Origin of the sequence: Bradyrhizobium genomosp. III, from assembly GCF_000261705.1 — a bacterium.
GTDB classification, from domain to species: domain Bacteria; phylum Pseudomonadota; class Alphaproteobacteria; order Rhizobiales; family Xanthobacteraceae; genus Bradyrhizobium; species Bradyrhizobium ottawaense.
Window position 1 is genome coordinate 1 of the sequence record NZ_AJQF01000482.1, and the last position, 13186, is coordinate 13186.

Annotated in this window: 11 protein-coding genes; 9 read left to right on the forward strand and 2 right to left on the reverse strand. The window is 64.4% G+C overall.

Features of this window, described 5'->3' with window-relative positions; all coding sequences use genetic code 11:
• The first annotated feature begins 221 nt into the window (after window positions 1-221).
• Window positions 222-1358, forward strand: a complete 1137-nt coding sequence (locus IC66_RS0137870) for an alpha/beta hydrolase family protein (protein WP_038951057.1) — start codon at window positions 222-224, stop codon at window positions 1356-1358.
• Window positions 1359-1456: 98 nt separating this feature from the next.
• The gene (locus IC66_RS0137875) at window positions 1457-2209 is read left to right on the forward strand and encodes a transglycosylase SLT domain-containing protein (protein ID WP_083859390.1); all 753 of its coding nucleotides are present in this window, start codon (window positions 1457-1459) and stop codon (window positions 2207-2209) included.
• Between the two features lie 10 nt (window positions 2210-2219).
• On the opposite strand, the gene IC66_RS0137880 is transcribed toward IC66_RS0137875, so the two are convergent.
• A complete protein-coding gene (locus IC66_RS0137880; RefSeq protein ID WP_038951059.1) occupies window positions 2220-3035 on the reverse strand; it encodes a response regulator transcription factor in 816 nt (271 codons plus the stop codon).
• Between the two features lie 294 nt (window positions 3036-3329).
• Between IC66_RS0137880 and IC66_RS0137885 the strand changes: the two genes are divergently transcribed.
• Window positions 3330-4487, forward strand: coding sequence for an acyltransferase family protein (locus IC66_RS0137885; RefSeq protein ID WP_038951060.1), 1158 nt, complete (start codon window positions 3330-3332; stop codon window positions 4485-4487).
• 93 nt (window positions 4488-4580) lie between these two features.
• Window positions 4581-5429 carry an MBL fold metallo-hydrolase gene (locus IC66_RS0137890; protein ID WP_038951061.1) on the forward strand — a complete coding sequence of 283 codons (849 nt, stop codon included), beginning with the start codon at window positions 4581-4583 and terminating at the stop codon, window positions 5427-5429.
• Between the two features lie 28 nt (window positions 5430-5457).
• Here IC66_RS0137890 and IC66_RS0137895 read toward each other — a convergent pair whose 3' ends face one another.
• A complete protein-coding gene (locus tag IC66_RS0137895) occupies window positions 5458-6333 on the reverse strand; it encodes an aldose 1-epimerase family protein (protein WP_038951062.1) in 876 nt (291 codons plus the stop codon).
• Between the two features lie 183 nt (window positions 6334-6516).
• On the opposite strand from IC66_RS0137895, the gene IC66_RS0137900 reads away from it, so the two are divergent.
• The 5 genes from IC66_RS0137900 to IC66_RS0137925 all read left to right on the forward strand — a co-directional run bounded on the left by IC66_RS0137900 (window position 6517) and on the right by IC66_RS0137925 (window position 13174).
• Complete coding sequence (locus IC66_RS0137900) at window positions 6517-7620, forward strand: glycosyltransferase family 4 protein (RefSeq protein ID WP_038951063.1); 1104 nt, start codon at window positions 6517-6519, stop codon at window positions 7618-7620.
• A gap of 276 nt (window positions 7621-7896) precedes the next feature.
• Complete coding sequence (locus tag IC66_RS0137905) at window positions 7897-9036, forward strand: glycosyltransferase (protein WP_028141794.1); 1140 nt, start codon at window positions 7897-7899, stop codon at window positions 9034-9036.
• Window positions 9037-9197: 161 nt separating this feature from the next.
• Window positions 9198-10478, forward strand: a complete 1281-nt coding sequence (locus tag IC66_RS0137915; protein WP_244429229.1) for a hypothetical protein — start codon at window positions 9198-9200, stop codon at window positions 10476-10478.
• Between the two features lie 30 nt (window positions 10479-10508).
• Window positions 10509-11786 carry a glycosyltransferase family 4 protein gene (locus IC66_RS0137920; RefSeq protein ID WP_038951065.1) on the forward strand — a complete coding sequence of 426 codons (1278 nt, stop codon included), beginning with the start codon at window positions 10509-10511 and terminating at the stop codon, window positions 11784-11786.
• Window positions 11783-13174: a hypothetical protein gene (locus IC66_RS0137925; RefSeq protein ID WP_038951066.1), complete on the forward strand. Its 1392-nt coding sequence runs from the start codon at window positions 11783-11785 to the stop codon at window positions 13172-13174. Before IC66_RS0137920 ends, IC66_RS0137925 begins: the two co-directional genes overlap by 4 nt.
• Window positions 13175-13186: the final 12 nt, after the last annotated feature.

A 13186-nucleotide genomic window follows, 5' to 3' on the forward strand; every position in this document is an offset into this window, starting at 1 on the left:
GACACATGATCGCCCCTCTTGGGTGAGCCGGGATGTGCGATAGATACGACAAAACCGAATTTCGGCAAAGTGGAATATTCTTGTGGGGATGGGTTGACAGAGGGCGACACAGGCGGCGCCCGTCCCGTCATCCTGAGGACGACGGCGATAGCTGCGAGGTCACGGTTCAAGCAAGGAGATCATGCTATGCTTCCGGCCATCGAGGCCCTCCGAATCGCCCAATGGCTCTTTCACGCAAGCTGCTTCTGCTGATCGCCGGCCTCGTCGTGGCCGGTGCGCCGGCGCGTGCTGCGGAGTTCTACACCGAGGATCTCCGTATCCCCATGGCGGAGGCCGGGCCACAGGGGCTGGAGGCCTTCCTGGTGCGCCCGGCCGGGACGAAGCGCTATCCGCTGGCGCTGCTCAGCCACGGCTCGCCGCGCAGCTTCGACGACCGCGCGACGATGTCCGCGCATAAATATTACGGCATTGCGCTCGAATACGCCCGGCGCGGCTTTGCCGCGCTGATCGTGATGCGGCGCGGCTACGGCACCTCGCCTGGCGGTCGCGTCGACAGCGTCGGCGGCTGCGCGAAAGCCGCTTACCTGCCTGCAGCCGCGGTCGCGGTTGCCGACTTGCGCGCCGCGATCGATGCGATGGCGCGCCGGACCGACGTCACAACAACAGGCATGATCGCGGCCGGTCATTCCGCCGGCGGGCTCGCCACCGTCGCACTGACCGCGCAGGCACCGGCCGGTCTCGTCGCCGCGATCAACTTCGCGGGCGGCCGCGGCTCGCGCGACGACGACGACGTCTGCAATCCCGATGGGCTGGTGCAGGCCTTCGCCACCTTCGGCAAGACCTCGCGCGCGCCGATGCTGTGGGTCTATGCGACCAACGATTCATATTTCGGCCCCGACCTCGCGCGCCGCCTCCATGACGGATTTCGCACCAGTGGTGGCAACGCAAAATTCATCGCGGCGCCGCCGTTCGGTGACGACGGCCACTACCTCTATGCGGTGGCGAGCGGTGCGCAATGGACGCCCTATGTCGACGCCTTCCTGCGCGAGCGCGGCCTCCTCAGTCGCGATATCCTGAGCCCGCCCGACCCGCTGCCGCCGCCGCGCCAGCTCAACGAGGCCGCGCGGGCCGAGTTCGCGCGCTATCTCGCCAGCATGCTGCCGCACAAGGCTTTCGCGGTGTCGCCGAACGGCGGCTACGGCTGGCGTTCGGGACACATCACGGCCGACGACGCCCGGCGCGATTCGCTAGCGGCCTGCATGAAATGGTCGCCCACCTGTACGCTCTATGCGATCGACGACCGGCTGGCTGAACCTGCGCAAGCGACGTCCACCGATCAGAGCGCCCGCGCGCGCTAGTCGCCGCAGCGGAGGCCGGTTTGTTAACTCCGGGGCTCTATGACGGACCGATGCTGTGGGATCGGGCATACTCCAATCTCGGCGCGACGTGGAGACACGTGGCGGTCGTCCTGCTGTTGTCGGCCCCGATCTGCGCACAGGCTGGAGACGGCGATCTGGGCCGGCCGGACACGACGTCGGCGATCTCCAGGCCGGAGATCGGTGCCGGCGAAACGCCGTCATCCCGGGCCATGATCCGGAAGATCATCGAGCGAGAAACCGCAAACACCAATTTGCCGGCCGATATCGCCGAAGCGGTCGTCTTCGTCGAAAGCGGCTACAATTCGGCCGTCGTCGGCAGCGTCGGTGAGATCGGCCTGATGCAGGTGCGGCCCGAGACGGCCGCGATGCTGGGCTTCAAGGGCAGCGAGGCGGAACTCGCCGAACCCGACATCAACATCCATTATGGGGTGCTTTATCTCAGCCAGGCGTGGCGGCTGGCTGGCGGGGACATGTGCCGCGCGCTCATGAAGTATCGAGCAGGCCATGGCGAGGAAGCGATGACCGCGCGGTCGCAGGTCTATTGCAACCGCGCCCGTAACCGTCTTTCCGCCATGAATTCGAAGGCTCTTGAGACCGACGTTGCGGCCGCTCCGGATCCGGCGCCCCGGCCCACTTCCGCAGCACCTGCAGCAGCTCCGGCAAAACCGGCGAGCCGCCCGAAGATGGCGGCGCAGCCCAAAGCCGTCTATGCCCGCTATCGCCAAGGCACTGCAGCCGCCAGCCGCGCCTATTGGGCCTCGCACGAGGCCAGGGTCAGCCAGATCAAGGCTCGCATCGCAGCGCGATGGAAGCGCGTCGCATCGCGCTGACAACAAGTGCCTATAGCCGCTCGCTAAGCGCGAGCTTGTAGCCGACGCCGGTGACGGTCGCGATCACGGGCGTACCGCTGCCGACGAGCTTGCGGCGCAGTCGTGCTACCAGCGCGTCGACCGTGCGGATGTCGACCTCGGCCTGGCGGTTGCTGACGACCTCGATCAGATAGTCGCGGCTGAGCGGCCGTCCGTCGGCGCCGACGAGCGCCGCGAGCAGGTCGAATTCGGCGCGCGTCAGCGCCACAGGCTTGCCGTCGCTGCCGAGCAATTCACGCCGGGTGAGGTCGATGATCCAGTCGCCGAAGGCGATCGAATTGTGGTTGCGCGCCGCCTTGCGGTCGAGCGAGCGTCGCCGCAGCACGCTGCGTGCGCGCGCCAGCAGGTCGCGCAGATTGATCGGCTTGGTGACGTAGTGGTCGCCGGCGATCTCGAGGCCGAGGATGCGATCGACGTCGGTGTCGCGGCGCGTCACGAAGATGATGCCCGCGTTGCTGGTCGCCTGGATCTCCTTGGCGAGCTCGAAGCCGTCGCCATCGGGCAGTTGCACGTCGAGGAAGATGAGATCGGTTCGGGCGCGCAACGCCTGGCGGCACTCAGCGCAGGAACTGGCGCCGACCACGTCGAAATTGTTCTCGCTGAAATAGCCGACCAGCATGGTCCGCGTCACCGGATCGTCCTCGACGACGATCAGCCGCTCGCGGCCGGCGGGACGCAACTCCTTAAGTGCGGGATCAACCACGGTCTTGGGTGTCCTGTGTGCCTGGGACCCGACCTGGAAATTCAAGTCACCGCGCAATGCGCTGTCATGTGAACGGACATTCACGACTTGTTCGAGCCCCCGAAATTGCCTGCCGGAATATTAGGCGCGTTGCGACGCGCAAACAATATTGCTCATGGTCTCTAGGGATTAAGTATGAATTGGCCCACAATTCTCATTCCGCGCATCATAGCGCAGGGCGGCCCCCGCAGGGGCCTTGCGCCGGCCCGTGCCGCCGATCCCTCACATTCGGCTTCGGACTCAACCGCCGGTTAACGTAAAAATGGCCTTCGGCTTCGGAAGGCCCACCTGCGCCTCTATTGTCCCGCCCGCACAATGTGGAACCACGGAGCAGACGTGATGCAGGGGCAGGCCCGGTTGGCTGCCGGTCGAACCGAGCAAGGCACGGCGCCGTTCGGCCGTTCGCACACGCTCGATGTCCTGCGCGGCCTCGCCATCGCCGGCGTGATGGCCATCCACGTCTCGCAGTCGTTTCCATCAAATATCCACGCCGTCGACTACGCCTTCATGTGTGGCTGGACCGGCGTCAACGTGTTCTACTTCGTCAGCGCCATGACGATGTGCCTGATGTGGACGCAGCGTGTCGAAACCAGTCCGACGCGGAAGTTCTATATCCGCCGCTTCCTGCGCATCGCGCCACTGTTCTGGCTCGCGATCCCGATCTACCTCGTCATCAACGGCACCGGGCCGAGCGACAACGCGCCTGGCGGCATCGGGCCAGCTCAAGTGATCCTCACCGCGACGTTCCTGCACGGCTTCTGGCCGGACAGCGTCAACAGCGTCGTGCCCGGCGACTGGTCGATCGCGGCCGAGATGACCTTCTATCTTGTCTTCCCGCTTCTGATCACCGCGTTCGGCTCGCGCCGCCATCTCTATCTCGCGCTGGCGATCGTGCTGCATCTCGTCAATGTCTGCCTGTTCAAGCCGTGGGCCTTCGCGCTGTTCTCCGCCTATTACGGTCCCGGTCACGAAGCGTTCGTCTGGACCACGCTGCACATCAGCTTCCTGAACCAGCTTCCGGTCTTCCTGGTCGGATGCGCGCTGATCTTCGCGCTACGCGACGGGTTTGCCCGGTCGGACGCAGCGATCTACGCGGTCTTCATCGCGCTGTCCTTCGTCGCCAACCGCATAACCGGCTCGCACGAATTCAACTATCTCATGATCAACCTCGTGCTCGGCGCACTGGTTGCCGGCTGCATCAAGCTTGCGATCCGCTTCCAGCCACTCGAGGCGGTCGGCCGCAATTCCTATTCGATGTACCTGTCGCACTTCGCGGTGATCTACGGCCTGCATCAGCTCTGGCCGTTCGCCGATGGACTGGTCTCGCTGCTCATCGCCTATGTCGTCACCGCCGCGCTGAGCTATCTCGTCGCGCGCGCGACCTGGCATCTGGTCGAACGGCGCGCGCAGGATTTGGCGCACCGTCTGACATCGGCGGGATCGGACCGATCAATCCTCCCGCCGACCATCGCCGCCACTGCGGCCGGCACGCGCTGAACGCCCCCGCTCCGTCCCTGCCGGCCCGATGCGGCTTGCTTCATTGCCGCCTTAAACTCTACTGTGGAGACACTTCACGCTGGAGTAGGCACCATGCAGGTCATACTGCTCGGCACCGGCGGCCCGCGGCCGGACCCGCGCCGCATGGCGACGACCACCCTGATCAGGCTCGGCGACGAGAATATCCTGTTCGACGCAGGCCGCGGCGTTGTGGTGCAGCTCAGCAAGGCCGGCGTTCCGCTCGGCGCGATCAACACGGTTTTTCTCACGCATCATCACTTCGACCACATCGGCGACCTCTACGATGTGATGCTGAATTCATGGATGCACGGACGCAAGGACGAGCTGCGCGTCTATGGACCGCCGGATACCGAGCGGCTCGTCGACACGCTGATCACGCAGGTCTACGACAAGGACATCACCTGGCGCGATAAGGGCGAGCCGGCCTTCGGCGGCTGGAAACCCGTCGTCGCGACGGACATCATACCAGGGCCCGTTCTCGATACCGGGCGCTGGAAGATCAGCGCCGAGCTGGTGTCGCATGGCGACGGCCTCGACATGCCGCCGGCCTTTCTCGCGCGATGGATGTGTCTCGGCTACCGCTTCGAAGCGGAGGGCAAGGTCATTGCAATTTCGGGCGACACGGTCCCCTGCCCCGGGCTCGAGCGGCTGGCTGAGGGAGCCGATTTGCTCGTCCAGTGCTGTTTTCTCGCAACGCCGGAGATCAACAACGAGCACCTCCGCCGCCTTGCGAAATTCACGATCGCCTGCGGCGACACCGTCGGCAAGGTTGCGGCCAAGGCCGGCGTCAAGAAGCTCGCGCTGACCCATCACCGGCCGCGGGCCGACGATGTCATGCTGAACGCGCTGCTTGCGGATGTCCGGCGGGATTATGCGGGGCCGGTCGTGCTCGGCGAGGATCTCACGCGCATCGAGGTCTGAGGGCCGACGATCGGTTCGCCCTTCGGCCTCAAGACGTTCCGACCTCGATCCGGAACGACAAGCGCTCTTCCGCACCCGGCGCGATATGCATCAGGCCGGGCTTGTCCGTGAATTCGCCGTCAAAGCCGGCGGGACTGGCATAGCCGCGCCAGGGCTCGATACAGAGGAACGGCGCGCCCGACGGTTTCGACCAGACGCCGAGCTCGCGAAAGCCGCGCCAGGACATTTTCAGCCAGGGGCTGGAGGACGCAGCATAGCGGACCGCGTTGCTGTCGATCCGGTCGAAGATGATGGCGTCATCGACGAACAGGGATTCGGACAAGGCGAGCTGATTACCCTTGACGGGACCAGGCTCCTCGGCCGCGCGCAGCAGCCCGCCATCAAGACGGCGGATGGGAGACGATTCCACCTTCGCAAAGGTCAGCGCGTAGTCCTCTTTCGCGCTCTCGGGCCGGAGGGGCCAATTGAAGGCGGGATGGCCGCCGATCGAAGCCGGCAATGTCTCCTTGCCGGTGTTGGCGATCGAAAGTGTCAGATCGAGGCCGGCGGCGTCGAGCGCATAGATTGCGGTCAGACGGAACGCGAACGGATAGAGCGCGCGGGTCGTCTCGCTGTCTTCGAGCACCAGCGTGCAGCGGCTTTCGCCGCGCTCCGCCCATGCAAAGCGGCTGTCGCGCGCAAAGCCGTGCTGGGTCATCCGGTATGTCTTGCCCCGGTGCCGCAATTCGTCCCCGGCAAGGCGCCCCACGATCGGAAACAGCAGCGGCGCATGGCGCGGCCATTCCGGCCCGGCCTGCCAGACGAACTCGGTGACATCGTCCTTCAACGAGCACAACTCGGCGCCGTGCGCCTTGACGGTCGCGGTCAACCCTCCGCTGCGGAGGGAGTGGGTATCGTCACTCATGGCGGACATCTACACCGCGACCTCGCACGCAGCAAGGCAGCGCCAGCCATGCAGGCAGAGCGCCTCCACTGTGCGAGGCTGCGTCATATTTCTGTACCTAACGGTTGCTCCTTTGCGGCTCGTCCTCCGCATTGCTTCGCCGCAAGGTCGGCCCGGACTCCGATCAACCAATGTGGTAGCCAATTGAAATTCTTCATCAACGGCCGCTTTCTGTCGCAAAAGCTCACCGGCGTTCAGCGTTATGCCGCCGAGATCGTCAAGGCGATCGACGTGCTTCTGGCGTCGGAGCAAACTCCCGCCGCGCTGCGGAACGCAGACTGGCAGTTGCTGACGCCCGTGGATGCAAGCGAGCAGCTCCAGCTGGAGCGAATCAAGATTCGCGCCGTCGGCCGGTTGCGCGGGCACGCCTGGGACCAAATCGACCTGGCGCGCGCCGCTGCGGGAGGCCGCTTGATCAGTCTCGCCAATTCCGGCCCCGTGTTCCATCGCGACCACATTGTGGTGATCCACGACGCACAGGTCTTTCGCAGGCCCGACTTCTTCAACTGGCGCTATCTTGCAGTTCACCGAACCATGGGCCGGCTGCTCGCCCGGCACGCAAGCATCGCAACCGTATCGGCCTTTTCGCGCAAAGAGCTTGCCGAGGTGCTGAATCTGTCAGCAACGGCGATCCCGGTTTTCCCCAATAGCGCCGAACACTTCGCCAGGACGAACCCTGATCCCGACATCATTGCCCGGCTCGGCGTTCGGCCGCAGAAGTTCTTTCTTTATGTGGGCTCCAGAACCAAGAACAAGAATCTTTCGGTCGCGATCCGTGCCATCCAGCTGCTCGACCGGACTGACGTTCCTCTGGTCATCGTCGGCGGCGACAACAGCAAGGTCTTTCAGGACAATTCGGGCGAGGGCGCTGCCGGCCTGCTGCTCGCCGGGCGTCTGACGGACAGCGAGATCGCAGCGCTCTACGCGCATGCATCGGCATTTGTGTTTCCCTCGCTGTACGAGGGCTTCGGCGTGCCGCCGCTCGAAGCGATGATCTTCGGTTGCCCGGTCATCGCCTCGACGGCCGATGCCGTCGTGGAGACGTGTGCCGACGCCGCTGCGTATTTTGACGCCAATGATGCCGAATCGTTGAAGCAACTGATGCTCGAAAGATTGGCAATCGGCGCCATCTCCGATCAGGAGCGCCGGCGGCAGCAGGAACGCGTTGCGTTCTTTTCGTGGCAAAAGTCGGCGAAGTCGTTGCTCGATCATCTCACACCATCGGCAAACGTTGCCAGCGCTGCTTGAAGTTCGATGCACTTCGCTTATCGCGGGCATCGGTTTTCGCACAAACAATTTGCAACTGGCTGCAACTCGCGCACGTGCGCTTGGTTCCACGAGACCTTTTTGGTTTCTTCCCATGACAATCGTGCGCACAAAGAGCTTGGCGCAACATCACCACATCGCTGCCCCAATATCGCTACGTATTCGAGGAACTGTCTCTCGCACTAGCGAACGCTAGCGAACTCAGAACAGGGATACAGGATGTCCGGCTCTCCAACGCGGCCCTACGGAAGGCAAACGATGAAAGTGCTGCACATCGCCGAGACGATCCGGGGCGGGATTGCCAGCTACCTGAACGAGTTGCACCCACAGCAACAGGCGAGCTTCGGCACCGGGAACGTGCACTACGTCGTGCCGTCGGATCATCGCCGCGATCTTCCGGCGATCGACGACAACCAGATTACGACGTTCGAACGATCCGGCCGCGGCATCGCCGGGCTATTCCAGATGTTGCGCGCAAGCATGCAAGCGCTGGATGCCTTTCGTCCTGATGTCGTCCACCTGCATTCCTCGTTTGCGGGCCTCGTGCTGCGCCCGGCGCTGGCGGCCCGGTCCGACGGTCCGCGCGTCGTCTATTGCCCGCACGGCTGGGCGTTTTCACGCGAGACCGGCCGCCTCAGTCATCTCGTGACGAAAGCGGCGGAGAACCTCCTTGCACGCACCTCGGACCGAATCATCTGCATCTCGAGCGACGAGTTCAACGAAGCCGTCCGCGCCGGAATTCCTGCCGAGCGCCTCACCCTCGTCCATAACGGCATCTCGAAGAGCCGCACGCCGCAGCCCGTCGCGGCGGACTGGACGTCCAAAAAGGTCAAGGTGCTGTTCATCGGACGGCTGGACCGCCAGAAGGGCTTTGATCTCCTGATCGAGGCGGCACGCTCGCTCGAGGATGTGCTGGAAATCCGCATGATCGGCGCCTCCGTCGTCAATAAGTACGAAGGCCCTAGCGTCCCGTCCAACGTGTCCCTGCTGGGCTGGCTCGATCGCCCGACCATCGAGACCCAGCTCGAGGCCGCCGACCTCGTCGTGATCCCGTCACGATGGGAAGCCTTCGGCCTCGTTGCCCTGGAAGCGATGCGCGCGGCCAAACCCATCCTGGCGTTCCGTAGCGGAGCATTGCCCGAGATCGTCGTCGATGGCGTGACCGGCGTGCTTTGCGAGCCCGTCGCGGTCCAGCCGCTCGTCGACGGTTTCCGGCGAGCACTCGATCTCGACCTCAAGGTGCTGGGACAACGCGGCTACGACCGGTTCAAGCAGTTTTATGACGTTCAGAAGACGCATGGGCAATTGCAGCAGGTCTATGCCGAGCTGCTCCACGACGACCGGACACCGATCGACGCGAAGGCGGGGCTGCGGTCGGACCTCTCCAAGAATTTCTGATGGCTCGACGTTCACACTTGCCGTCGCAGATACAGGAGATCGCGATGGCGATGTCATGGACCGGACTGGGTGTCAGCGCGAACGCCGCGCTCGCGAGCATGATCTAGCCGATGATATTCTCACGCACCTTGGTTCGCGGCAGCTTCCGCCTCGCGGGCCTCATGGCATCGATTTTTCTGCCGGTCTCTGTCTGCGCACAGCAGGCGCAACCGCTCGATGCTCGATTCCTGCTGGGCGTCGGCACGCATCAGGGGCTGGGTGGCCCGGTGAGCGCGCGCGGATACGTTCCTTCGGAAAACGTCGCACAGATCAAGCAACTCGGCCTCAACGCCTTCCGCGATGATTTTCCCTGGTCCGATTTCGAGGCGGGGGGACGCCGGATGGGCTTCACGCCCAGGCTCGGCAGGCTCGAAGCGCAGGTCAGGTCCGGCGTCGCGCGCCCTCTCCTGATCCTCGCCTTCGGCCATCATCTGGTTCCGAATTCCACGCCACCGACCACCGATGAGGCCCGGCAGCGGTTCGCCGATTATGCTGCTGCTGCGGCGCAATCGGTCGTGGCGCAGCATCCCGTCTTCGAGCTCTGGAACGAATGGAATCTGGCGGCAAAGAAGGATCCGGCGTTCTCGCCGGAGAACTATCTGGCGCTCGCGCAAGTCGCGCGGCCGGCGGTGAAGCGCGTAGCACCGCATGCGCCTTTCCTGATCGGAGCTCTTGGCGACGATCCGGGCTGGACATGGACGGAGAAGATGCTGCGAACCGGCATTCTTCAGCATGCGGACGGTGCTTCGATCCATCTCTACAATTTCTGCATGGGCCCGAGCAAACGCACGTCGGCCGAGATCATCGACCGGCTCACGGCGTTTCACCGCATGGTCGGCCAGGCCAGCGGAAATCCTGACTTCCCGATCTATGTCACCGAGACGGGCTGGACCACGGCCACCAACAAATGCGGCGTCAGCGAGCAGGCCCAGGCCGACAATACCGCGCAGCTCATCCTGTGGGCGTCGACCGCGACACGCTGGCTCAAGGGCATGTGGCTCTACGAGCTCAAGGACAGTGGAAAGAACCCGTCGGAGCTGGAGGATAATTTCGGACTCTATCGTTTCGATAATTCGCCAAAGCCGGTTGCCTGCGCGGCCCAGGGGGCCTGGGCCTTCATTCGCCCCAGCCTGAGTGCCGAGCGCCGCGAGCTCGCCAGCGGCGTCGTGTCGATCAATGCATCGACGACTTCCGGCGGCAGAGTTGCGGTCTGGTCCGAGGCCCCGGACCGACGTTACGAGATCCGGCTCAAGGGCGATCAACAGGGCGCAAGCTTTGCGATGCCGTGCGACCAGGCGGCAAGGCCTGCGTCCGGGGTCTGGATCCCCGTTTCGAGCACACCGGTTCTGATTGCAGCCAATGACAGTGCCGTTCCCGCCCTGGAGATCAGGCCGGCGCGGTAGACGCGATTTTGCAGACATGAGGTTGACGCGATGAAAGTTCTTTTGACGTCCACGCTTTATCCAACGCCTCAGGCCCCAAAGATCGTCGGCGGCGCGGAGATCTTCGCCCGGCGCTTCGCAGAAGGCCTGGTGCAACGCGGTGACGAGGTGGAAGTGATCCGGGCCGCATCTACGCCTCATCAGGCTCCGGAAACCTGCGACGGCATTAACGTCTATTCCGCGCCGGTGCGAAACGTGTATCTGCCCTTCACGGAGCAGAAGAACGTCGCATTGCGCAGCATCTGGCACGCGATCGACGACTGGCAGATGCAGGCCCCCCTGATTGCGGAACGCATCCGGGCCTTCAAGCCGGACGTGCTGCACTCCAACAATCTGTCGGGACTCACCACCGCGGTCTGGCGCGTTGCCGCCCAGCTCGGGGTCCCCGTGCTCCATACGCTTCATGACTATTATCTGACCTGCCCGCGCTGCTCCCGCTTCGAGAACGGACGGTCCTGCGAGCACACCTGCACGAGCTGCGGAATTCTGAGCTTTCATCGCAAGCGTGCCACGCATTGGCTCAGCGCCGTGGTCGGCGTGAGCGAGCGCGTCCTGTCCATTCATACCGACATGGGCATGTTCTCGGAGACGCCGATCCGCACAGTGATCCGCAACGCCTCGACCGAGCCGCCGCGCGAGCCCTACCCTCGGCCGGTCTGCACCACGGAAGTGACGTTCGGGTTCATCGGCCGCCTCACCGAGGAAAAGGGCATCGACAATTTGATGCAGGCCCTTGCTCAGCTGCCCCGCGATCGGATTCGCATGATGATCGCCGGACGGGTCAGCGAGGAGGAGCAACGGCGCCTCAGGGCGTTCGCGCCTGATGCGCGGATCGAGTTCATGGGCTTCGTGGTGCCGGACGATTTCTACAAGCAGGTCGACGTCGTAATCGCGCCCTCCATCTGGCACGACCCCGGTCCGCTCGTCGTCGCAGATGCCAAGGCTGCCGGCAGGCCGCTGCTCGGAACGCGCTTCGGCGGCATGCCCGAGGTCATCGAGCACGGGGTGACCGGCTGGCTGACCGAAGCCGATCCACAATCCCTGGCCAGGAGCATGCTCGCGGTCGCAGCCGATCCGCACAAGATCGACGAGATCAGCCGGCGCCTGATCGCGGATACCAACAAATGGATATTCTCTGACGTGCTGTCTTCATACAAGAACCTGTATGAACAATTGCGCGAGCAGCGGATGTCGCACGTGCGCGCAGCAACGGCCGAAGCGTCGCAGGGGCCGTCGATCGTCGGCAAGGAGCGCCTCATTCCGCGATGACACGCCTCCTCGCGATGGCGGGCTATGTCTACCAGAGCGCCGCGGCGATCATCCTGATCTTCGCGATCAGCCATCTGTTGCCCGCCGCCGACTACACCAACTTTTCCCTCGCGCTGGCCTCGAGCCAATTGCTCTGCGTCCTGATGTTCGAGTGGCTGCAGCTGGCCGGGTTGCGGTTTCTGGCGGCAGCCAAAGAAAACGAGGCGGCGCGGCTGAGGTGGTCGCTGTTTGCAGCAGGCCTGTCGAGCGCAGCCGCGCTCGTCGTGGTCGGGAGTTGCGCGTCTCTGGCCAGCGTGCTCCCGACGCGGATCGTCGCCTTGGGTCTCGGCATATCCGTGCTACAGGGCTTGACGGATCTCTACTTCCTGTCGGTCCGCCTGTCCGACCGGCTGGGCATCGCATCCTTTCTGCTTGCGTTGCGTGCCACCGCCCTCCTGATCGGAGCCGCCGCGGGGGCAATGATCTCGGGAACGGCGGAAGCGGCGCTGCTCGGTATTGCCTCGGGTCACGCCCTCGGCCTGCTCGCCGGCCTTGTCGCCTATCGCACGCCGATGGAGCCGGTCCCGCTGCAGACGATGCTGGCCGACTGGAAGGATTTCTCCCGCTACGGCATGCTTGCGGCAGGCGCGTCGGTCATCCATCTGTCGGTGCCGGTGCTGCTCCGTGTCATCGTCGTCGGCCAGCTGGGTGCGACCGGAGCCGGGGCGGGCTTTTCGATTGCGCTTGACCTCCTGCAGCGTCCCTTCTGGGTCCTCAATGCAGCGATCCACACCGTGAGCTATCCGGAAGTGGTCAACGACTTCGAACACGGAGGCAGCGCAAAATCGGTGCAGTCGGCGCGGCGGATGTTCGAATTCATGATCTGCACGACCCTCGTGCTGCTCGGTGGTCTGATTGGATTTATTCCAGATGCAGCCCGTATCCTGGTGCCGCAGGCCAGCCTGGATGGCTTTCTGGAGACGGCCCCAACGGTCGCCGCCTTTTATTTCCTGCACACCCATCTGCAGGCGACGATCGCGGTCGTTCCCCACCTCGAGAAGCTGGCGACCAGGCTCGTCGTCGTCGCGGCCGGCCAGCTCGCCCTCGTCGTGTCCTTCGCCGCGGTCGCGGTATCGGCCGGCCTGTCGCCGCGAGCGGCAGTCAGCTGTGCTTCGCTCGCCACGCTCGCGACCATACTGGTCGCACTCGGCCCCACGCTGCGGTTTGAGGCGCTCCCGCGCTGGCCGTTGGTCATGCAGGCGGGGGGGGCCGCAATCCTGATCGGATCGCTCGGTTCGATACCGACGGAGCCCGCGGCATGGCTGGCCGGCAAGATCGCGATCGCCGCGATTGCAACGGCGGTCATCGGATGGCGCGGAGATTTTCTAATGCTGGCCCGCCGCGGCTGATTGGCCGCACCA

Bases quoted from the DNA above. Each gene is read 5' to 3' on its own strand.
- IC66_RS0137870 (WP_038951057.1), top strand. From the start codon at position 222: ATGGCTCTTTCACGCAAGCTGCTTCTGCTGATCGCCGGCCTCGTCGTG.
- IC66_RS0137885 (WP_038951060.1), top strand. From the start codon at position 3,330: ATGCAGGGGCAGGCCCGGTTGGCTGCCGGTCGAACCGAGCAAGGCACG.
- IC66_RS0137890 (WP_038951061.1), top strand. From the start codon at position 4,581: ATGCAGGTCATACTGCTCGGCACCGGCGGCCCGCGGCCGGACCCGCGC.
- IC66_RS0137895 (WP_038951062.1), bottom strand. From the start codon at position 6,333: ATGAGTGACGATACCCACTCCCTCCGCAGCGGAGGGTTGACCGCGACC.
- IC66_RS0137905 (WP_028141794.1), top strand. From the start codon at position 7,897: ATGAAAGTGCTGCACATCGCCGAGACGATCCGGGGCGGGATTGCCAGC.
- IC66_RS0137915 (WP_244429229.1), top strand. From the start codon at position 9,198: ATGGCATCGATTTTTCTGCCGGTCTCTGTCTGCGCACAGCAGGCGCAA.
- IC66_RS0137920 (WP_038951065.1), top strand. From the start codon at position 10,509: ATGAAAGTTCTTTTGACGTCCACGCTTTATCCAACGCCTCAGGCCCCA.
- IC66_RS0137925 (WP_038951066.1), top strand. From the start codon at position 11,783: ATGACACGCCTCCTCGCGATGGCGGGCTATGTCTACCAGAGCGCCGCG.